Consider the following 18994-nt stretch of genomic DNA (forward strand, 5'->3'; position numbering starts at 1 on the left):
GTTTCCTCTCCATGCGCACCACATCAACCATCATCCTGGCCAGCCTCGTGATCGCCGCCTCCGGCACCGCAATCGCGCAGGCCCCGCCGTTGCCTGCGACGCCGCCGCAAGCAACCGCGCCGCCATCTCCGATCCATACAGCCGACTGCACGCCGCAGGACCGGCAGAACCGCGCGGCTGCGCCTGAGGGTCAAACCACCGGCCAGGCTCGGGAGCCGCTCGGCGACAAACTGGCAAAATCCGACGGCGTGCTCTGCCCGCCATCAGGCGTCGACCCCGACATGCACGCCCCGGCGCCGAGCACCGACGGCAGCATGCCCGTCATACCGCCCCCCGGCAGCCCCGGCGGCGACCCGAGCGTGAGGCCGAAATAGGCGAACTCCGAACCCCGAGTTCTCGTCATGCCCGGGCTTGTCCCGGGCATCCACGTTCTTGGATGGCCGGGACAAGCCCATCCATGACGGCTTCGGCGAGAAAAAAGGTCATGTTCACAAGGCGGCACGTCCCGCCGAGCCTCAGAGAAGGCGGAAAGGGCGGAGCACCTTGGCTTGACTTCCCGCCGCCCCCTTCTTTATATGCCGCGCGTTCGCGAGATCGGCCGTATCGGCCCCCGCGTACCCTGTGGCGGGGTAGCTCAGCTGGTTAGAGCACGGGAATCATAATCCTGGGGTCGGGGGTTCGAGTCCCTCCCCCGCTACCAAATTGTTTATCCCAGCTTCGTCTTCGTTATTTGGGCAGTTTCGGCGCAGTCAGAACTTGACGGGTTCGCTTGCCCTCTACCCATCTGGACATCGGGGCCGAGCGGGCAGTGCTATTGAAATTATTGGCCGACGAAGAGGCGACTGAGCCTCGCTTCGGAAAAGAGCGTTCTCTCACGGCTTACAGGGCGACCTGAAAGGTTCAAACATGATGCCGAAGGTCAAGGAGCATATCTGCCCAAGCTGCAACGGAACGGGCTTCCCCGCATCGATGCAGCCGATCAATCCGGGCCACAAAATCTACCCGGCCAAATGCAAAGCCTGCGGTGGCAAGGGGAAGATTGCGGACGCCGACTAAGGCGGCCTTCCTCTGTTTGCGGGTTCGGCGATGTGGTTGCGTCGCTCGATGCAGGCCCGCTTGGGCGCGGGCTTTGTCGTCAGCGAGAATACCGGCAAGCAGCCTGCAGCCGGATCACTTCCCCTTCGCCTTGGCTTTCTTCTTCGGCGCCGGGCCTGCGGCGGCTTCCCGGGCCAGCCGCTCGGCCTTCAGCCGCTCTCGATTCTGGGCGAAGGCCTGCTCGGCGAGTGCGTGCTCGGACAAGGCCTTCACCGCATCGACCTGGCGGAAGGCCTTGCGCGCTTCACGCTCGGCTTTGCTGATCGGCTTCGGCGGTTGCTGCTCACCAAATGTCTTTGTCATCTTGTCTCGATCCAGACGCTGCTCGAAAGCGGGGTCAATTCTTGCCTGTCGGCCCGGCATCTCGCGCCAGGCGCTCTGCCCGGAGACGCCTGTGGTTTTCATGAAACTCCGGATCGGCGTGGCTGTCCGCGATCGTTTGCCGCGCCCCGATCGGGTTTTGCGCCTTTCGGTCCGCTTCATCCGCGAGCTGTTGCTCGGCGGAGCGCTTCCGTTTGGTCATTGCTGGATCCCTGCAGCTGCGGCTGGTCCGGAACAATTCGACTGATTCCCGGCAACAATAGACCCTTGTCGCGCAGGCGGCGACCTCAAATGTGCAGGATATCAAGCCAAACGGTCCCGGCGCACCGGCGAAGCGCCACGCGAACGCATGGCTACAACGCTTGGTACCATTGCGTCACGGCATGCTCTACACTGCAGCAACCGCGGACGATCTGGAGCTAAGCACATGTCCTATGCCTATAAGCTGAATGAAGACGTTCGCCACCAGCCCCAGGGTCCCCAGGGGCGTGCAGCAACCGATTCAGCGATGATTTACACCATCATTCAATGCATGCCCATCGAGGCAGATGGACGCCTTCGATACCGTATCAAGAGCAAGTCGGGGAATGTCGAACGGGTCGTCACGGAAGAGCAGCTGTCGTACTTCCAGTGATTTGCCGCGCTCGTCGTTAGGAGGAGTTTCGTCGTGCCGACTGATCGCGAAAATATCCTGATGGCGCTTCGAGAGAAGCCGCTCAAAATCTACGACGTCATGAAGCGCGCCAATGTCGCGAACGAGGAAGCCTGCCAGTCCCTCCTGTTGAAAATGCGGGACGAAGGTTCGGTCAAGTTCGATATTCATAAAGGACGATGGCTCATCGCTTGAGCCGTGAATTGCGGCGACGCGCCAGGAATTCCTTCCTCTCAGCGTGCCTTGCATGCCAAGCCCAAAGACCGGCGGGCAGAGGGGGTCAAGGCCGTTAGCCGCCGAAGGCGGGGGCGCCGGCACCAGCCTCGAGCCCGCCTGATCGCCGGTCTACTTCCAACCCAGTTGCTCTCGGTTCAGGAAGACGGAACGGAAAGCAAAAGCTTGGGCGATTTGCGCCGCGAGAAGGCGATGGCGTGCCTGCCTGGAACGCTGACAAGCGCGCCCCAGGGACGATCGAGGCCTTCGTCGCCGGGATGAAGAGACGGCGCCATCGGTGAAGATGGCGGCACCGCAGCACCGGCAAGCCCCAAACACATGCTCCGGCCCGCGCTGCCGGATTGATCATGCTCAAGTCGCCAGGCCGGCTCCCGGGCCAGGATTGTCCAACTCTGGAAGCCAGTTCTGTTGAAGCCAGTTCTGTTGAAGCCAGTTCTGTTGAAGCCAGGCCTGTTGAAGCCAAGTCTCTGAAAGCCAAGTCTCTGGAAGCCAAGTGATGTCGTTTGAGCGAATCTTGCGTTGGACCCTGGTCGCCGTGGCCATCGCGGGATTGAGCGCGGGTCTTCTGGCGCGAACCCTTGGACGGGCCGACCTTGCCGATCTCGCATGGACGCTCGGCACGGCGCCGGTGATCGCGGGACTTGCGGTCTCGATTGTTCGGGACCTGCTCGCGGGTCGGCTGGGTGTTGATCTCATAGCGCTGCTGTCGATGAGTGCAGCGTTGGTGCTTGGCGAGCCTCTCGCCGGTGCAGTGGTCGCGCTGATGTATTCCGGCGGCAATGTGCTGGAGGTTATCGCGATTACGCGGGCGGAGCGCGAACTGCGACTGCTGGTCGATCGTGCGCCGCGGCAGGCTCACCGGAACATCGACGGCAGAATCGAGGAGGTGCCGGTCGAGGCTGTCTGCGTTGGCGAACACGTTCTGGTGCGCGCCGGCGAGGTCGTGCCGCTCGATGGCACCGTCCGATCGGCCGTGGCCACGATCGACGAATCCGCCATCACGGGAGAACCGATCCCCGTCCAGAAGACGCGTGGCAATGCCGTGCTTTCCGGCTCGCTGAATGCAGGCGAGACCTTCGAGCTGACCGTGTCCGCAATCGCCGGAGAAAGCACCTACGCTGGTATCGTGCGCATGGTGACGGCGGCGCAAACGGCAAAAGCGCCCTTCGTGCGCCTTGCGGACCGGTACGCATTGGTGTTCCTGCCGGTGACGCTGGTGGTTGCCTTCGCCGCATGGGGCCTGTCAGGCGATTTGACCCGCAGCCTCGCCGTGCTGGTGGCGTCGACGCCCTGTCCCTTGATTTTGGCCGCGCCGGTCGCCTTCATCGCCGGTGTGGCGCAGGCGGCCCGTCGCGGGATCCTGGCCAAGGGGGGCGGGGCGCTCGAGGCGCTGGCGCGCGCACACACAGTGCTGTTCGACAAGACCGGGACGCTGACGGTCGGAGGTGCGCGGTTGCTTTCGGTGGAGGTTGCGCCGGGACAAGATCCGGACGAGGTGCTCGCCTTGGGGGCCTCGCTCGAGCAGGCCTCGCATCACGTGCTTGCCAAGGCGGTTGTCACAGCGGCCATCGATCGCGGGCTCAAGCTTAGGGCGCCCGAACAGGTGGCAGAGATCATGGGTTCCGGCTTGAGCGGCGTGATCGATGGACGCCGGGTTGCTGCCGGCTCGCGTGAGATGCTGCTGCCAAACGCCGAATTGGCGCCCTGGGAGATGCGGGCGATCCGACGCGCCTCCTGGCGTTCGGCGCTGATCGTCTTCGTCGCCATTGATGGTTGTCCGGTCGGGGCCCTGCTGCTGGCCGATGAACTGCGCGCCGATACGCCAAGGGCGATCCGGCTGCTGCGCGATGCGGGCGTCGCGCGAATGGTGATGGTCACCGGCGATCGTGCCGCAGCGGCGCAGGCGATCGGCGCGGCTCTGGACCTCGACGCCGTGCTGGCCGACCGTGTCCCCGCCGACAAGGTCGAGGCGGTGCGGACGGAACAGAGGCAGCATCCGACCATCATGGTCGGCGATGGCATCAACGATGCGCCCGCTTTGGCCGCGGCCGACATCGGGATCGCACTCGGAGCGCGGGGTGCCAGCGCCTCCTCGGAAGCAGCGGATGTGGTCATCCTGGCCGACCGGCTCGATCGCGTCGGCGAGGCAATCGTGATCGCGCAGCGTGCGCGCGGGATTGCCCTCCAGAGCATCCTTGTCGGAATGGGGTTGTCATTCATCGCCATGTTGGCTGCCATGATGGGTTGGCTCCATCCTGTGCCGGCGGCGGTCACGCAGGAGTGCATCGACGTTGCCGTCATTCTCAATGCACTGCGGGCACTCGCCCCGGCCCATGGAAGCACAGGGCGCAGGATCACCGCAGAGCGGGGGTTGGCACTGCATCACGATCACGAGGCGCTCCTCGGAGATCTCGACCGGTTGCGCACGATCGTCGACGCCATCGACGATGCAGCGCCGGATGCTGCGGCGACGTTGATCGTAGAGGCTCAGCGGTTGATTCAAAACCGCGTGGTGAAGCACGAGCTCGATGACGAAGGCAGCGTCTATCCGCAGATCGCCGAAGTGCTGCGTGACAAGCACAGCCTCTCCGCCATGAGCCGCGCCCATCGGGAGATCCTGCATCTTGCCCGGCTGCTCACCCGGATCGTGGAGGACCTGCCGTCGGAAAAGATCGATCGCTATGTCGTCCGGGACGCCCAGCGCGTGATCGAGGCGGTCGAAACGCTGGTGCGCATGCATACCGCCCAGGAAGAAGATATCTACGAGGCCGTGGCCGCATAATATTGATCGGAGTCAAACGGCGTAAGCCGCGCGGGCTGGCTTTCAGGTCAGTGCGACATCACGACCGGGATCGTCATGCAACGGAGCATCTCCCGTGTAACCCCGCCGAATAGAGCCTCTTGGATGGGGGAATGCCCGTAGCCGCCCATAACCAGGAGATCGAGACCCTCATCCGCTGCGATCGAAAGAATGCTTGATTGCAGATAGCCACGTTCGGATGGCAAGGAGACGATCTTGGCAGGCAGGCCCTTGCGCGCCAGGTGCGTCGCGAGTCGTTCGGGAGACGCATCGACCGGCACGTCGTCTGCATTGATGGTAATGATCGTCAACGCATCCGCCTTGGCGATGAACGGCATTGCGTCCCTCAGGGCGCGAGCGGCAAGGCGGCTGCCGTCCCAGCAAATACCGATGCGAGCGGCCCTGAACGCGCCCTTGAAAGTGTAGGGGATCAGCAGCGTTGGCCCGCCGGTTTGCAGAACGATCTCCTGAGGGAGCCGGTTGTCGAAGCTCTCATGGTCTGGATCCCCCTGGGACACGATCGTGAGATCGTAGAGCCGGGCTGCGGCTTCAACCCGCCCGACGATCTCGCCGAAGGCGCCGCTGACAGCGAATTTTCCATAGCTGATCCCGGCCTGCTTCGCCTCCGCCTCGAAGACGTGCATCGCAGCGTCGGCTCGCTCCGCAGCGCGCTCATACTCGAATTCAAAAGATGCAGCGACGGCCGCGCCGGCTTCGGCGACGAAGGCCACATTCGTCGACGCGTACCCCGTCGCCATCGCGTCCAGATGGGCCCCCGTGCTCATGGCAAGGGAAATGGATGCATCGATCGCCGGGCGCGGCGACCGCTCGCTTGGAATATGCACCAGAAGATCCTTGAACATGCGTGCCTCCTGTTTCGACCTGGTGGACCAAGGACAGCACGTGTCCCGATCGTGCATCTTGACGCACGTCAAGGAGGCGGTGTGGCGCGACGCTCTTGTTATTATACCCCGGTGGGCGATGCCTTCCTCAATCCCCGGAACCGAACAGCGCCGCCCACGCGGTTCTCATGTGCTTGTGCCCTAAACCGCGATGAGATTTGGATGAATCGTCATCGCGCTTTAGATTGTTGTTTGCGCATGATCTTTCCGGAAAACCGCTTCGCACTTTCCGGATCATGCTTTAGCCGCTCCGATCATGGACGCAAAACCGCGGCACCGATGAGCTTGCCATCTCTCAGCCGGGCGAGCGCTTCGTTGGCGTCGGCGAGCGCGAAAACCGTCGTGTGTGTGCGAATCTCGGCCTTCGCAGCGGCGGCGAGGAAATCGATGCCGTCTCGTCGCGTGAGATTTGCAACCGATATGACCTGCCGCTCGCCCCAAAGGATATTGTAGGGAAACGCCGGAATGTCGGACATGTGAATGCCGGCGCAGACAACGCGTCCGCCCTTGCGCACCGCGCGCAGGGCGAGCGGCACCAACGCGCCGACCGGCGCGAATATGATCGCGGCATCCAGCTCGGTCGGCGGGCTATCCTCGGAAGCGCCGGCCCAGGCCGCGCCGAGCGAGAGCGCCAGCTGCTGGGCGTCCTGATCGCCGTCGCGTGTAAAAGCGTAAATCGATCGCCCCTGGGCTCGCGCGACCTGCGCCACAATATGGCCGGCCGCCCCGAAGCCGTAGATGCCCAGGGCTTTGCCCTCGCCAGCCATCACCAGGGATCGCCAGCCGATCAGGCCAGCGCAAAGCAGCGGCGCGATAGCTGCATCATCGCCGTGCTCGCCTAACGGAAAGCAATATCGGGCATCGGCGATCAGGTGGCTCGCAAAGCCGCCATCGCGCGTATAGCCGGTAAACTTGGGACGGTCGCAGAGGTTTTCCTTATCCGCGCGGCAGTAGAAGCACTCGCCGCAGGTGTAGCCGAGCCAGGGAACCCCCACGCGCATTCCCAATGCCAGATCCCTGACGTTTGCTCCCAACGCATCGACGCGTCCGACGACTTCATGCCCCGGAATGATCGGATAGGGGATTTCAGGCAGGTCGCCATCGACGACATGCAGATCGGTTCGGCAAACCCCGCAGGCACCGACCTTGATGCGGACTTCGCCTGGCCCCGGTGCAGGGTCTGGTCTTTGTTGGAGCGCCAACGGCGCACCCCGCGCGGAAAGGACCATGCCGTACATGTCGCAATCCAAACCTTGGTATCAGGATCGATGCCGAACCATACGTTTTCCAACGTGGCGTAGCACCGCACGATGATCAACTGATCTCGACGGCGACGGGTCGGCCCGTGCGGGCCGATTCGGTGGCGGCGTCGGCGAGCATCTGGGCGCGCAGCCCGTCGAGACCGGTCGGAGAGGGCGCAACCTTGCCGGCGCAGGCATCGATGAAGGCCGCGAGCTCGGCGCGATAGGCGGCGGCATAGCGTTCGAGGAAGAAGTTCTGCACCGGATCGGCACGGAAGCCCTGGCCGGTCGCGATCTCGACGGTCGTCTCGTGGATGTTGCCGGCCCTCAGCATTCCCTTCGAGCCATGCACCTCGATGCGCTGGTCGTAGCCGTAAGTGGCGCGGCGCGAATTCGAAATCTGCGCGATGCGACCGCTTGCCGTCTTCATCAGGACGGCGGCGGTATCGACGTCGCCGGCTTCGCCGATGGCCTTGTCCACCAGCGCCGAGCCGAGCGCGAACACCTCGACCGGTTCCTCCGCCAGCAGGAAGCGCGCCATGTCGAAATCATGGATCATCATGTCGCGGAACAGGCCGCCCGAGCGTTTCACGTAGTCGACCGGCGGCGGTGCGGGATCGCGCGAGATGACGCTGACGATCTCGATCTCGCCGGCCTCGCCGCCGCGCAGCCGCTTCTCCAGGCCCGCGAAGTTTGGATCGAAGCGGCGGTTGAAGCCGATCATCAGCGGCTTGCCCGTCTTCTCGACGGTGGCGAGGCAACGGCGAATGCGGCCCGAATCAAGATCGACCGGCTTCTCGCAGAACACCGCCTTGCCGGCCGAGACGGCGGCTTCGATCAGATCGGCATGCGTGTCGGTCGGCGTGCAGATCAGGATGGCGTCGATCCCGGAATCGCTCAGGATCGCGTCGCTGTCGGCCGCTCGCGCGCCCGCAGCCTGCGCCAGCGAGGTGGCGGCTTCGCGCGATGCGTCGGCCACCGCGACGAGCTGTGCATCGCCGCGCGCCGCGACATTAAGGCCGTGAATGCGCCCGATCCTGCCGGCGCCGAGAAGTCCAAACCGCATTGTCATGATGATGTCCGTCCGAGACGGAGGCACTCCCTGGCTCGCATATTTTCTTTGTCTTGCTTGACTATTGGATTAAGCATTCCATTCTCTGCACGGCCTCGTCAAGGTCGGAGCGTGTCGCTTTCGATGTCGTCAACTGCGTCACGGCATCGTGTCACATCGGAATACGAAAGGCGCGGTCAGCGTGATGATGGAACGGTTCCGCCAGCTTGCCCAGGCCGGGTGGCGCGGTTGAGTGGGAGCAAGTGATGGCGACGATCAGGCTGACCATGGCGCAGGCGCTCGTCGCCGCGATGGCTGCGCAGCGGACGGTGATCGACGGGCAGAACCAGCCGCTGTTCGCCGGCGTCTGGGCGATCTTCGGCCATGGCAATGTCGCAGGTCTCGGCGAGGCGCTCTATGCCGCGCGCGATCGTCTGCCGACCTTGCGCGCGCATAACGAGCAGGCGATGGCACATGCGGCGATCGCCTTCGCCAAAACCTCGCGCCGCCGACGGATGATGGCGGTGACGAGCTCGATCGGCCCCGGCGCCACCAACATGGTGACGGCCGCGGCGGTCGCTCACGTCAATCGCCTGCCGGTGCTGCTGCTGCCGGGCGATGTCTTCGCCGGACGGCGTCCCGATCCGGTGCTGCAGCAGATCGAGGATTTCGGCGACGGCACTGTCTCCGCCAATGATTGCTTCCGGCCCGTCTCGCGCTATTTCGACCGCATCACGCGGCCCGAGCAGGTCGTGCCCGCTTTCGAGCGCGCGATGCAGGTTTTGACCGATCCGGCCGACTGCGGGCCCGTGACGCTCGCGCTCTGCCAGGACGTACAGACGGAAGCCTACGACTATCCTGACTGGTTCTTCGCCGAGCGCATCTGGCAGCCGCGCCGACAGCGGGCCGATGAGACTCAGTTGGCGCAGGCCACAGCGCTGCTCAAGGCGGCAAAGCGCCCGCTCGTCGTCGCCGGCGGCGGCGTCCTCTACGGCGAGGCGGATGGCGATCTTGCGGCCTTCTGCACCGCGCACGGCATCCCGGTCGCGGAAACGCAAGCCGGCAAGAGCGCGCTGCCCCACGATCATCCTCTCAATCTCGGCGCGATCGGCGTCACCGGCACTGCTGCTGCCAACGATGCGGCGCGGCAAGCCGATCTCGTGCTCGCGATCGGCACGCGCTTGCAGGATTTCACCACGGGCTCGCGCTCGCTCTTTGCCGATCCCGCTTGCCGCATCATCGGCCTCAACACGCAGACCTTCGATGCCGGCAAGCACCGCGCGCAGCCGCTGATTGCCGATGCCAAGGTCGGCCTGGCCGAGCTCGGTGCTGCACTTCAGGGCTGGGCGGCGCCTGCGAGCTGGACCGGGCAGGCAAGAGCCAGCCGCACGGCCTGGCTGGAAACGGCGGCGCGCTACCTTGCTGCCGGCAACGAAACATTGCCGAGCGATGCGCAGGTCATCGGTGCCGTTCAACGCCGCAGCCGGCCTGATGATGTCGTGCTGTGCGCGGCCGGCGGCTTGCCCGGCGAGCTGCACAAGCTCTGGCAGCCGGGCGCGCCGGGCGGCTACCACATGGAATACGGCTATTCCTGCATGGGCTACGAGATCGCCGGCGGACTCGGCGTCAAGCTCGCCGATCCCGCGCGTGAAGTCATCGTCATGGTCGGCGACGGCTCTTACTTGATGATGAATTCCGAGATCGCCACGTCTGTGATGCTTGGTGCCAGGCTCATCATCGTCGTGCTCGATAACCGCGGCTTCGGCTGCATCAACCGCCTCCAGAACGCGACCGGCGGCGCCCCCTTCAACAACCTGCTGCGCGATACCCGCCATGAGACGCTGCCCGCGATCGACTTTGCGGCCCACGCCGCGGCGATGGGCGCGAACGCGCGCAAGGTCACGAGCATTGACGAGCTGGAGGTGGCCTTTGACGAGGCACGCCGCCACGATCGGACGAGCGTCATCGTGATCGACACCGACCCGCTGCCCTCGACCGATGCCGGCGGCCATTGGTGGGACGTGGCGGTGCCGGAAGTTTCTGATCGCACCGAGGTCGAGGCCGCAAGGCGCAACTACGTCGAGGCGCTCGCGCGCCGTAAATACTGATCGAGCGAGGACGACATGCCTATCCGTATCGGCGCCAACCCCATCGGCTGGTCGAACGACGATCTGCAGGAGATCGGCGGCGCGACGCCGCTCGAGACGTGCCTTGCCGAGGCGCGCGAAGCGGGCTTCGTGGGCATGGAGCTCGGCCACAAATTTCCGCGCGAGCCGCAGGCGCTGAAGGCCGCGCTCGCGCCCTTCGGGATGGCCTGCATCTCCGGCTGGTATTCGGCGGAGCTTCTGAAGCGCGATGCCGATGAGGAGATGCGGCATCTGCGTCCGCATCTCGATCTCTTGAAGGCGATGGGATCGCCCGTGCTGGTCTTCGCCGAGACCTCGAACGCGATTCATGGCGATCGCAGCAAGCCGCTATCGCGGCGGCCGATAATGAAGTCTGGTGACTGGGCGGAGTTCGGCCGCCGTCTCACAGAGGTCGCCGAGCGCACGCTCGCCGAGGGCGTCAGGCTGGTCTATCACCATCACATGGGCACCATCGTGGAGAGCGCTGAGGACATCGATGCGTTCATGGCGGCGACCGGCGAGGCTGCTCATCTCCTTCTCGACACCGGCCACGCCACCTGGGGCGGCGCCGATCCCGCCGCGTTGGCTCGAAAGTATCGCGCCCGCATCAGCCATGTCCACGCCAAGGACGTGCGCCGCGCGGTGATGGAGCAGGCTCGGCGCGAGGATTGGAGCTTCCTCGATGCGGTGCTGGGGCAGGGCAGCGAGCTCGGTGTCTACACCGTGCCCGGCGACGGCATGGTCGACTATCCGTCTGTCTTTCGCGAGCTCGAGGGTTATTCCGGCTGGATCGTGGTCGAGGCGGAGCAAGACCCGCAGAAGGCAAACCCTCTGACCTACGCCAGGAAAGGTGTTGCGCATCTGAAGCAGAGTCTGAATGAGGCTGGGCTTGCCTGATTGCAGATCGTGCAATCACCGCGACACAGAGTTCGTTTGAGGCAATGACGTCGCCTCACGCTCCGTCATTGCGAGCGCTGCGATCATCCTCCGCATCGCTGTCCGGCTCGGTGATCAGCACCACCGGCTCGTCATAACCCTTGCGGCTGCTGTAGAACACCAGAGCCATCAGGCCGGCACCCACAACGAGCGAGAACACGACGCCGAGCACCAGCGCGACATAACCTGCCTCCGGGACGTCGGTATCCGTGCTGGTCCAGCCGAGATAGCCGAGAATGCAGGCCGCAAGGAGCAGGACCGATAACACCGCAATGACGACCCATCTGGCGAGCTTGCCGCCTTCGGGGTCGGGCGGAGCGATGGTCTGACGATTGTCGATGCTGGTCATGGGCCTCTCCTCTCGCTATGGCGCAGTGGCCTTGGTCGCGATCGCATGCAACGCGCCGCTCAACGCAGCGACGGCGGGCTTGGCCGGCTCGCCGGCGCTATGACGCCGTGCCAGATAGGCCGGATCGTTGTAGGACAGCCAGGTCGCGCCCTGCTCGTCCTGCCAGACCAGCGCCTTCAGCGGCAGGTCAATGCCGGTGGTTTGCACCTGCTGCATTAACGGCGTGCCGCCCTTGGCGTTGCCGAAGATGATGAGATCGGTCGGCCGCAGGGGCAGGCCCACGGCCGCGGCGCCCGCGGCGTGATCGATGTGGGCAAACACGGTGAGGCCCTTGGCCTTCACCTCGGTCTCGAGCCGCTTCATCGTGTCCTCGGGTCCAAAGCTGCTCTTGATGGTGACGAGGCCGTCCGCGGCCAATTCGTCGGTAGCCATGGCTTGCACCTCCCATAAACATGTCGCTGCGACCAGCGCGACGATCCTGATCAATGCCGACAGCGTCACGCGCGCGCTCACTTCGTGTGGAACAGCTTTGCCGGGTCGAAATCCGGATCCGGAACGAAGCCGTCGCGATTGGGCATTTTGATTTTCGGCAACGAATCCTTGTCGACCTTGCCATCCGCCGGAACGATGCCGTTCAGGCTCAGAATGTAGGCGGTGACGGCATAGGTCTCGTCGGTGCTGAGCGAGCCCGGCGTAGGATAGGGCATTGCGCGATGGATGTAGTCGAACAGCGTCGTCGCGTAGGGCCAGAAACTGCCGACCGTCTTGACCGGCATGTTGGAGGCGAGCGTGCCCTGGCCACCGACCAGGCGATCCTTGATGGCCCCCTGGCCGCTGTCGCCATGACAGACCGCGCAATTGTCGGCAAAGAGCTGCTTGCCCTGCACCGCCGTGCCGCTGCCGGCCGGCAGGCCCTTGCCGTCGGGACTGACGTCGATGTCCCATAGCTTGATCTCGTCGGGCGTCGCAGGACGGCCGAAGTCGAACGCGAGCGCGGGTGAGGCGAGAAGGCCGATCGCGAGAAGGCCGGCGGTGAGTTGCTTGTTATGCGAGGACATTGCGCACCCTTCCGGCTTCGTCGATGCTCCAGGTCTGCTGGGCGTTGTAGTGAAACAGCGCGTTCGTCCCCATCGCGGCGATGAAGGACTCGCGATCCGGCTGGACGTTGCCTTGCTCGTCGGTCGAGCGGCTGACGATTTTCGTCGGCTTGCCGTCCCAGACCCAATCCATCTGGAAGCGCGATTGCGCCTTGGACAACACGGGCATGCTCAATTGCGCCTGCGTCCACGTCCTGGCGCCGTCGGTCGAAATCTCGACCTTGGCGATCTTGCCATGTCCGCTCCAGGCAAAGCCCGAGATGCGATTGTAGCCCGGCTGGATCTGCATCATGCCCGAGGGCTGGGTGATGACGGAGTTGGTGTCCATCCGCAGCTGGAACTGCCGCGCCTTGCCGTTGGCCAGCAGCTGCGTGTAGCGCGCGGTCTCCCAGCGCGTCATCCAGGGCGCATTGCCGAATTTGAGGCGGCGCAGCCATTTGATGTTCAGATTGCCCTCGAAGCCCGGCATCAGCAGTCGCATCGGAAAACCGTGCGCGGGCCGCAGCGGCTCGCCGTTCTGCCCGTAGGCGACGAACGCCTCGTTCACGATTTCGTCGGTCAGCGGAATGCTCCGATCGACGCCCGCGCCGTCGCCGCCTTCCGCGAGCATCCAGTTGGAGCCCTTGTCCTTGGCGACGAGATCAATCAGGAATTTCAGCGGCACGCCTGTCCATTCGTTGGTGCTGACGAGCCCGTGCGTGTTCTGCACCGTCAAATCAGGGTCGGCCTTTTTCCAGTTCTCCCAGCCGTTGCCGGTGCACTCGATGAACACGACGCGCGTGATCGAGGGCATGCGCTTGAGATCGTCGACGCTGAACACCAGCGGCTTGCCGACCATGCCATGGATCAGCAGCCGGTGCTGCGCGGGATCAATGTCGGGCACGCCGGAATGGCTGCGCTCGTAATGCAGATCGGTCGGCGTGATGTTGCCGACCAGCTTCTGATGCGGCGTCTTGGAATTGATCGCATCGCTGGGATCAATGTTGCGCTTGCCCGGCGTCGCCTCGGGGATGCGATCGATCTTGGCGAAACGCGAGCGCTCGCTGTGCGCGCTGAGATCCGCGCCGGGGCCGCGATCGGGAACGTCGGCCAGCGAGCCTGCGTTGGCGTCCGTCGCCATCGCGCCAAGAATGCCCGCCGATAGGCCTCCGACGAAGCCGCGCCGCGACACGCTCGCGGGCCGCGGCAGCACATCAACTGGCTCTCTGGACCTCATATCATCTCCCTTTCGTGATCGTGCTTTTTGGGAAAACCCGACCGCTCTCATGTCACGACATCTACCGCACGCCGCGAAGATTGCTTGTTAGGTTGTGTTAAAAGGAGTGAGTGCTGGTGTGCTCGCCCCCACGTCCTCTAAATTAGGTTCAGCGGCGATTCCGGGACATGGCCAGGCGGCTCGGCCGCATGTCCGGGCGGATCAAGGAGTGCGAATGTCGGAAGCTGAAGCAGCCGAACTGTTGAATGCGATGGTGCCGCTGTTCAGAATCCGCCCCATAATCGAGGATTCGTGCAGGTTCGGCGGCGCATGGGAATCGCAGCATGCGCCGAATGGCAGGGGATGGGCGCAGTTCCACATTGTGACGCGCGGCTCATGTCTGGTCGAGAGGCCGGGCATGGATGCGCAGAAGCTGGAGGCCGGCGACATTCTCCTGCTGCCGCATGGCGACGGTCATCTGGTGCGAAGCGAGGTGAGGGGCGTTGCCAGGAAAGTATCGACCGAGTTGCGTAACGGCGTCCGTCGGCGCGCGACGCTCGATGCTGCAGTCGATACCGAATTGCTCTGCGGCCGCTTCCTGTTTGAAAGCTCGGACGAGAACCCGCTGATCGCAGCTCTTCCCGACGAGATCATCCTTCGCACGGCCGGCGAACCTCTGCTTGAAAGGTTTCGGCACCTGCTGCTCGACATCCGCGAAGAGCTTGACGGAGGAAGGGCCGGGTCGGAGATGGTCGCGGCCGATCTCGCCAGAGCGCTGTTCGTCATGATGCTTCGTGACCATCTGACGGAGCAAGCTTCAGGGAATGGCACGCTCTCGCTGTTGCAGGAGCGGACAACGGCCCGTGTCGTGCTGGCGATCCTTGGCGAACTCGCCCGCGACTGGACGCTCGACGAGATGGCGGAGATCGCCATCGCTTCGCGTGCGACTTTGGTGCGTGCATTCCAGAAGCGCGCGGGCGTCGCACCGATGACGTTCCTGTCGGATCTCAGATTGGCGGTGGCGCGCAAGCGACTGGCGGGCACCTCTGATCCGGTCGCGAAGATCGCGGATGAGGTCGGCTACGCATCCGAGAGTGCGCTGAGCAAGGCCATCATGCGCAAATACGGCGTGCGACCCGGCGCCCTGCGGATGGCGGAGCCGGCTCCTCAATAGCAACACGGATCGGGCGCTTCGAACACCGGCGGCAGGCGCCGCGGCGACGAACCTGACGAGGCCGCTTGCAATGTTTAGTAAATGGTGGTTCACTAAACAAATCGAGCCTGCCGGGCCTATAGAATCCGGGTGGCGCGAGGGAACGCAAGTTTAGTTATTCAGCTCGTCACGGACTGTGTCGCTCTGCTCGAAGCATTCGAGCGGGTTGGAAAGCCGCGCCATGTCGATGGCCGGCCCACTCGGAGGGAACGTGTAATGAAACGAACGATGAAGACGCTTGTTGTGGCATGCGGGGCAGTTGCCGCCGCGCTCGGTGTCGGCGCGGGGACCGCGCAGGCGCAAGGCAAGACCATCACGCTGTGCTGGGCCGCATGGGACCCGGCCAACGCATTGGTCGAATTGTCGAAGGACTTCACCGCCAAATCGGGTATCGGTATGAAGTTCGAATTCGTGCCGTGGACCAATTACGCTGATCGGTTCCTGAACGAACTCAATTCGCACGGCTCGCTGTGCGACCTCATCATCGGCGATTCCCAGTGGATCGGCGGTGCCGCGGAGAACGGCCAGTACGTCAAGCTCAACGATTTCTTCAAGAAGGAAGGAATCAGCATGGACGACTACATGCCGGCTACGGTGGTCGGCTATTCCGAGTGGCCGAAGAACACGCCGAACTACTGGGCGCTGCCGGCGATGGGCGATGCGGTGGGCTGGACCTATCGCAAGGACTGGTTCGCGCGGCCGGACGTGCAGAAGGACTTCAAGGCCAAGTATGGCCGCGAGATCGGCGTGCCGAAGACGCTCGATGAGCTCAAGGACATCGCGCAATTCTTCCAGGGCCGCGAGATCGACGGCAAGAAAGTCTATGGCGCCTCGATCTACACCGAGCGCGGCTCGGAAGGCATCACCATGGGCGTGTCGAACTATCTCTACGACTACGGCTTCAAATACGACGATCCGAAGAAGCCCTATGCGATGGACGGGTTCGTGAACTCGGCCAACGCCGTGAAGGGGCTCGAGGCCTACAAGGAGCTCTACAAGTGCTGCACGCCGCCCGGTGCCTCCAACTCCTACATGTCGGAGGGGCTTGATGCCTTCAAGTCCGGCCAGGTTGCGCTGCAGATGAACTTCTTCGCCTTCTTCCCGGGCCTCTACAAGGACCCGAATGTCGGCGGCGACAAGATCGGCTTCTTCGTCAATCCGGCAGGCCCCGCCGGGCAGGCGACGCAGCTCGGCGGTCAGGGCATCTCGGTGGTCTCCTACTCCAAGAACCAGGCTGAAGCACTGCAATACATCAAGTGGTTCTCCGGCGGCGACGTCCAGAAGAAGTGGTGGGCGCTCGGCGGCTATTCCTGCGCCAAGTCCGTGCTGAACGACCCGAGCTTCCCGAACAGCGCGCCCTTCGCCAAGGAGTTCCTGCAGTCGATGGGCATGGTCGTCGACTTCTGGGCCGAGCCCTCCTACGCCCAGTTGCTGCAGGCCGAGCAGAAGCGCGTGCATGATTATGTGGTGGCCGACAAGGGCACCGCGCAGGAAGCGCTCGATGGTCTGGTGAAGGACTGGAAGGCGATCTTCAAGGAAGAAGGCAAGAAGTTCTGAACTCAGCTGCCCGGAGCGCGCGCGATCGCGCTCCGGGTTCCCTTCGAGATGACCGGATCTGTCGCAGTGGCGGCGCCGGGTGCCAGGATCGGTCGCTGCAATGAATGAACTGAGTGCCTCTTCGCGGATCACCTATCGGGCCGTCATGGTCCGGCCCGGTGTGGCGCGTCGTATCCGGGGTCTGTCGGACAAGACGCTCGCCTGGCTGTTCATCACGCCGACGATCCTGCTGCTGCTGGCGATCAACATCTTTCCGCTGCTCTGGACCATCTATCTGTCGTTCACGAACTACCGCGCCAACAGGGCCAACGTGCCGACGATCTGGCTGGGGGCAGACTGGTATCGGTCGATCCTGACCGATCCCGACATCTGGGCGGCGATGCAGGTCACCGCGCATTTCGTGATCTGGACGGTGTTGATCGAGACCGTGCTCGGATTCGGCCTCGCTTACCTCATCGACAAGAAATTCCGCGGCCACGGAATGTGGACCACGATCATCCTGCTGCCGATGATGCTGTCGCCGGCCGTCGTCGGCAATTTCTGGACGTTCCTATACCAGCCCCAGATCGGCCTGTTCAATTACGTCGTCGCCTTCTTCACCGGCCGCGCGGCCTCGTCCTTCCAGATGCTGGGCGACGTCACGCTGAGCCCTTGGGCCATCGTCATCGTCGATGCCTGGATGTGGACACCCTATGTGATGCTGATTTGTCTGGCCGGCCTGCGTTCGATCCCTGATTACATCTACGAGGCCGCGGAGGTCGATCGTGCGACCAAGTGGCGGCAGTTCTGGTCGATCACGCTGCCGATGGCGCTGCCCTTCATCATGCTGGCGGTGCTGTTCCGCGGCATCGAGAATTTCAAGATGTTCGACATGGTCAATCTGCTCACCGGAGGCGGGCCGGGATCGACCACGGAAGTCGCCTCGATCACGCTCAAGCGGGCGGCATTCGAGAGCTGGCGTACCGGCTATTCCTCGGCCTTCGCGATCATCCTGTTCGTGACGGTCTTCGGTCTCGCCAATATCTACGTGAAGGCGCTGAACAGGGTGAAAAGCCGATGACTTCAGCCACCACAGCCCATTCGGTCGTCGAGCCCTCGGCAACGACACGGCGCTTTGCCGGTTCGCTCGTCATACTCTATGCGATCATCACCATGATCCCGCTGGTCTGGATCATGCTCACCGCGTTCAAGTCGCCTGATGATGCGATCTCCTATCCGCCAAAGGTGATGTTCAAGCCGTCGCTCGAAGGCTTCTGCAACCTGTTCACGACCCGCTCGCGCCAGACGCCGGAGTTCATCCGCTCGCTCGGACCGCCGCAGGGGATGTGCGATGAAATCGCGCGCAGCCGCAACATGGTGGTCGCAGGACCCTCGAACTATGTGCCGCGCTTCATCAATTCGCTGATCATCGCGTTCGGCTCGACTGTGCTCGCGGTCGCGCTCGGCACCTTGTCGGCCTACGGCTTCTCGCGGTTCCGGGTGCCGCTGAAGGACGATCTGCTGTTCTTCATCCTGTCGACCCGGATGATGCCGCCGATCGCGGTCGCGATCCCGATCTATCTGATGTACCGCACCGTCGGTCTGTCGGACACGAGGCTCGGGATGATCCTGCTCTACACCTCGGTCAACGTCTCTCTCGCGGTCTGGCTGCTCAAGGGCTTCATCGACGAAATTCCGCGCGAATACGAGGAAGCGGCGATGATCGATGGCTATACCCGCTTCCAGGCTTTCGTGAAGGTGGTGCTGCCGCAGGCCACCACGGGCATCGCAGCGACCGCCATCTTCTGCCTGATCTTCGCCTGGAACGAATACGCCTTCGCGGTGCTTCTCACCTCGGGCAATGCGCAGACCGCGCCGCCGTTCATTCCGATCATCATCGGTGAAGGCGGCCAGGACTGGCCCGCGGTGGCCGCCGGCACGACGCTGTTCCTGGTGCCGATCGTGGTGTTCACGGTGCTGTTGCGCAAGCATCTGCTGCGCGGCATCACCTTTGGAGCCGTCCGCAAATGAGCCTCGATGTCACTCCATCCGTCGCGCATCGCGGTTTCACAGACCGCATTCTGCGCCGCGGCCCGCTGGAGGCCGTCGCCACGACGATCATCGCCGCCGGCGTCGTGATGCTGATGCAGCCATTTTCGCTGACCCTTTATTCCTGGTCGTTCGCGACGACCCTGTTCGGCACGGTGATGTTCACCATCGTGTCCAAGGTCCGGGAGTAGGGCGCG

20 protein-coding genes and 1 tRNA gene are annotated in these 18994 nt (G+C 63.8%); 11 read left to right on the plus strand and 10 right to left on the minus strand.

Annotation, left to right across the window (positions count from 1 at the left end):
- Positions 1 to 11: 11 nt before the first annotated feature.
- The 3 genes from JQ621_RS10670 (at position 12) to JQ621_RS10680 (ending at position 1056) form a co-directional block, all read left to right on the plus strand.
- Positions 12 to 374: a hypothetical protein gene (locus JQ621_RS10670; RefSeq protein ID WP_212234444.1), complete on the plus strand. Its 363-nt coding sequence runs from the start codon at positions 12 to 14 to the stop codon at positions 372 to 374.
- Positions 375 to 623: 249 nt separating this feature from the next.
- Positions 624 to 700, plus strand: a tRNA-Met gene (locus JQ621_RS10675).
- Between the two features lie 206 nt (positions 701 to 906).
- Positions 907 to 1056, plus strand: a complete 150-nt coding sequence (locus JQ621_RS10680) for a zinc finger domain-containing protein (protein ID WP_212234446.1) — start codon at positions 907 to 909, stop codon at positions 1054 to 1056.
- A 114-nt stretch (positions 1057 to 1170) separates the two neighbouring features.
- On the opposite strand, the gene JQ621_RS10685 is transcribed toward JQ621_RS10680, so the two are convergent.
- The 3 genes from JQ621_RS10685 to JQ621_RS10695 all read right to left on the minus strand — a co-directional run bounded on the left by JQ621_RS10685 (position 1171) and on the right by JQ621_RS10695 (position 2317).
- The gene (locus JQ621_RS10685) at positions 1171 to 1398 is read right to left on the minus strand and encodes a hypothetical protein (RefSeq protein WP_212234447.1); all 228 of its coding nucleotides are present in this window, start codon (positions 1396 to 1398) and stop codon (positions 1171 to 1173) included.
- A 34-nt stretch (positions 1399 to 1432) separates the two neighbouring features.
- Positions 1433 to 1618, minus strand: a complete 186-nt coding sequence (locus tag JQ621_RS10690) for a hypothetical protein (protein WP_212234448.1) — start codon at positions 1616 to 1618, stop codon at positions 1433 to 1435.
- 300 nt (positions 1619 to 1918) lie between these two features.
- Positions 1919 to 2317, minus strand: coding sequence for a hypothetical protein (locus JQ621_RS10695; protein WP_212234449.1), 399 nt, complete (start codon positions 2315 to 2317; stop codon positions 1919 to 1921).
- Between the two features lie 481 nt (positions 2318 to 2798).
- Between JQ621_RS10695 and JQ621_RS10700 the strand changes: the two genes are divergently transcribed.
- Positions 2799 to 5084, plus strand: coding sequence for a heavy metal translocating P-type ATPase (locus JQ621_RS10700; protein WP_212234450.1), 2286 nt, complete (start codon positions 2799 to 2801; stop codon positions 5082 to 5084).
- A gap of 47 nt (positions 5085 to 5131) precedes the next feature.
- Here the strand turns inward: JQ621_RS10700 and JQ621_RS10705 are convergent, their stop codons facing one another.
- From JQ621_RS10705 to iolG, 3 genes are all read right to left on the minus strand, one after another.
- Positions 5132 to 5965, minus strand: coding sequence for a universal stress protein (locus JQ621_RS10705; protein ID WP_212234451.1), 834 nt, complete (start codon positions 5963 to 5965; stop codon positions 5132 to 5134).
- Positions 5966 to 6258: 293 nt separating this feature from the next.
- Positions 6259 to 7242 (minus strand): zinc-dependent alcohol dehydrogenase family protein, encoded by a 984-nt coding sequence (locus tag JQ621_RS10710; protein ID WP_212234452.1) that lies wholly within the window; start codon positions 7240 to 7242, stop codon positions 6259 to 6261.
- A 76-nt stretch (positions 7243 to 7318) separates the two neighbouring features.
- Positions 7319 to 8311, minus strand: a complete 993-nt coding sequence (gene iolG, locus JQ621_RS10715; RefSeq protein ID WP_212235012.1) for an inositol 2-dehydrogenase — start codon at positions 8309 to 8311, stop codon at positions 7319 to 7321.
- Positions 8312 to 8562: 251 nt separating this feature from the next.
- Here iolG and iolD point away from each other — a divergent pair, with 251 nt between their 5' ends.
- Positions 8563 to 10404 (plus strand): 3D-(3,5/4)-trihydroxycyclohexane-1,2-dione acylhydrolase (decyclizing), encoded by a 1842-nt coding sequence (gene iolD / locus JQ621_RS10720; RefSeq protein ID WP_212234453.1) that lies wholly within the window; start codon positions 8563 to 8565, stop codon positions 10402 to 10404.
- Positions 10405 to 10419: 15 nt separating this feature from the next.
- Complete coding sequence (gene iolE / locus JQ621_RS10725; RefSeq protein WP_212234454.1) at positions 10420 to 11319, plus strand: myo-inosose-2 dehydratase; 900 nt, start codon at positions 10420 to 10422, stop codon at positions 11317 to 11319.
- Positions 11320 to 11374: 55 nt separating this feature from the next.
- On the opposite strand, the gene JQ621_RS10730 is transcribed toward iolE, so the two are convergent.
- Genes JQ621_RS10730 through soxC form a run of 4 tightly spaced genes read right to left on the minus strand, consistent with a single transcriptional unit; the run spans position 11375 to position 14020 of the window.
- The gene (locus tag JQ621_RS10730; RefSeq protein WP_212234455.1) at positions 11375 to 11707 is read right to left on the minus strand and encodes a hypothetical protein; all 333 of its coding nucleotides are present in this window, start codon (positions 11705 to 11707) and stop codon (positions 11375 to 11377) included.
- 15 nt (positions 11708 to 11722) lie between these two features.
- Positions 11723 to 12208, minus strand: coding sequence for a DUF302 domain-containing protein (locus JQ621_RS10735; RefSeq protein WP_212234456.1), 486 nt, complete (start codon positions 12206 to 12208; stop codon positions 11723 to 11725).
- Between the two features lie 8 nt (positions 12209 to 12216).
- On the minus strand, positions 12217 to 12765 hold the full coding sequence (locus JQ621_RS10740) for a c-type cytochrome (protein ID WP_212234457.1): 549 nt from the start codon (positions 12763 to 12765) through the stop codon (positions 12217 to 12219).
- Positions 12752 to 14020, minus strand: a complete 1269-nt coding sequence (gene soxC / locus JQ621_RS10745) for a sulfite dehydrogenase (RefSeq protein WP_212234458.1) — start codon at positions 14018 to 14020, stop codon at positions 12752 to 12754. The genes JQ621_RS10740 and soxC overlap by 14 nt, the downstream gene beginning before the upstream one ends.
- A 94-nt stretch (positions 14021 to 14114) precedes the next feature.
- Here soxC and JQ621_RS10750 point away from each other — a divergent pair, with 94 nt between their 5' ends.
- From JQ621_RS10750 to JQ621_RS10770, 5 genes are all read left to right on the plus strand, one after another.
- A complete protein-coding gene (locus tag JQ621_RS10750) occupies positions 14115 to 15173 on the plus strand; it encodes an AraC family transcriptional regulator (RefSeq protein WP_312015412.1) in 1059 nt (352 codons plus the stop codon).
- A 267-nt stretch (positions 15174 to 15440) separates the two neighbouring features.
- The gene (locus JQ621_RS10755) at positions 15441 to 16769 is read left to right on the plus strand and encodes an ABC transporter substrate-binding protein (RefSeq protein WP_409334218.1); all 1329 of its coding nucleotides are present in this window, start codon (positions 15441 to 15443) and stop codon (positions 16767 to 16769) included.
- A 100-nt stretch (positions 16770 to 16869) separates the two neighbouring features.
- Positions 16870 to 17829 carry a carbohydrate ABC transporter permease gene (locus JQ621_RS10760; protein WP_212234460.1) on the plus strand — a complete coding sequence of 320 codons (960 nt, stop codon included), beginning with the start codon at positions 16870 to 16872 and terminating at the stop codon, positions 17827 to 17829.
- Positions 17826 to 18779 (plus strand): carbohydrate ABC transporter permease, encoded by a 954-nt coding sequence (locus JQ621_RS10765; protein ID WP_212234461.1) that lies wholly within the window; start codon positions 17826 to 17828, stop codon positions 18777 to 18779. The genes JQ621_RS10760 and JQ621_RS10765 overlap by 4 nt, the downstream gene beginning before the upstream one ends.
- Positions 18776 to 18988 (plus strand): hypothetical protein, encoded by a 213-nt coding sequence (locus tag JQ621_RS10770; protein ID WP_212234462.1) that lies wholly within the window; start codon positions 18776 to 18778, stop codon positions 18986 to 18988. Before JQ621_RS10765 ends, JQ621_RS10770 begins: the two co-directional genes overlap by 4 nt.
- The last annotated feature ends 6 nt before the right edge of the window (positions 18989 to 18994 follow it).

Source organism: Bradyrhizobium manausense (genome assembly GCF_018129685.1).
In the GTDB taxonomy this organism is placed as follows: domain Bacteria; phylum Pseudomonadota; class Alphaproteobacteria; order Rhizobiales; family Xanthobacteraceae; genus Bradyrhizobium; species Bradyrhizobium manausense_D.

Excerpts from the sequence above, each read along its gene's own strand:
- JQ621_RS10670 (WP_212234444.1), top strand. The coding sequence starts at position 12 with ATGCGCACCACATCAACCATCATCCTGGCCAGCCTCGTGATCGCCGCC.
- JQ621_RS10680 (WP_212234446.1), top strand. The coding sequence starts at position 907 with ATGATGCCGAAGGTCAAGGAGCATATCTGCCCAAGCTGCAACGGAACG.
- JQ621_RS10685 (WP_212234447.1), bottom strand. The coding sequence starts at position 1,398 with ATGACAAAGACATTTGGTGAGCAGCAACCGCCGAAGCCGATCAGCAAA.
- JQ621_RS10690 (WP_212234448.1), bottom strand. The coding sequence starts at position 1,618 with ATGACCAAACGGAAGCGCTCCGCCGAGCAACAGCTCGCGGATGAAGCG.
- JQ621_RS10695 (WP_212234449.1), bottom strand. The coding sequence starts at position 2,317 with ATGCAAGGCACGCTGAGAGGAAGGAATTCCTGGCGCGTCGCCGCAATT.
- JQ621_RS10700 (WP_212234450.1), top strand. The coding sequence starts at position 2,799 with ATGTCGTTTGAGCGAATCTTGCGTTGGACCCTGGTCGCCGTGGCCATC.
- JQ621_RS10705 (WP_212234451.1), bottom strand. The coding sequence starts at position 5,965 with ATGTTCAAGGATCTTCTGGTGCATATTCCAAGCGAGCGGTCGCCGCGC.
- JQ621_RS10710 (WP_212234452.1), bottom strand. The coding sequence starts at position 7,242 with ATGTACGGCATGGTCCTTTCCGCGCGGGGTGCGCCGTTGGCGCTCCAA.
- iolG (WP_212235012.1), bottom strand. The coding sequence starts at position 8,311 with ATGCGGTTTGGACTTCTCGGCGCCGGCAGGATCGGGCGCATTCACGGC.
- iolD (WP_212234453.1), top strand. The coding sequence starts at position 8,563 with ATGGCGACGATCAGGCTGACCATGGCGCAGGCGCTCGTCGCCGCGATG.
- iolE (WP_212234454.1), top strand. The coding sequence starts at position 10,420 with ATGCCTATCCGTATCGGCGCCAACCCCATCGGCTGGTCGAACGACGAT.
- JQ621_RS10730 (WP_212234455.1), bottom strand. The coding sequence starts at position 11,707 with ATGACCAGCATCGACAATCGTCAGACCATCGCTCCGCCCGACCCCGAA.
- JQ621_RS10740 (WP_212234457.1), bottom strand. The coding sequence starts at position 12,765 with ATGTCCTCGCATAACAAGCAACTCACCGCCGGCCTTCTCGCGATCGGC.
- soxC (WP_212234458.1), bottom strand. The coding sequence starts at position 14,020 with ATGAGGTCCAGAGAGCCAGTTGATGTGCTGCCGCGGCCCGCGAGCGTG.
- JQ621_RS10755 (WP_409334218.1), top strand. The coding sequence starts at position 15,441 with ATGAAGACGCTTGTTGTGGCATGCGGGGCAGTTGCCGCCGCGCTCGGT.
- JQ621_RS10760 (WP_212234460.1), top strand. The coding sequence starts at position 16,870 with ATGAATGAACTGAGTGCCTCTTCGCGGATCACCTATCGGGCCGTCATG.
- JQ621_RS10765 (WP_212234461.1), top strand. The coding sequence starts at position 17,826 with ATGACTTCAGCCACCACAGCCCATTCGGTCGTCGAGCCCTCGGCAACG.
- JQ621_RS10770 (WP_212234462.1), top strand. The coding sequence starts at position 18,776 with ATGAGCCTCGATGTCACTCCATCCGTCGCGCATCGCGGTTTCACAGAC.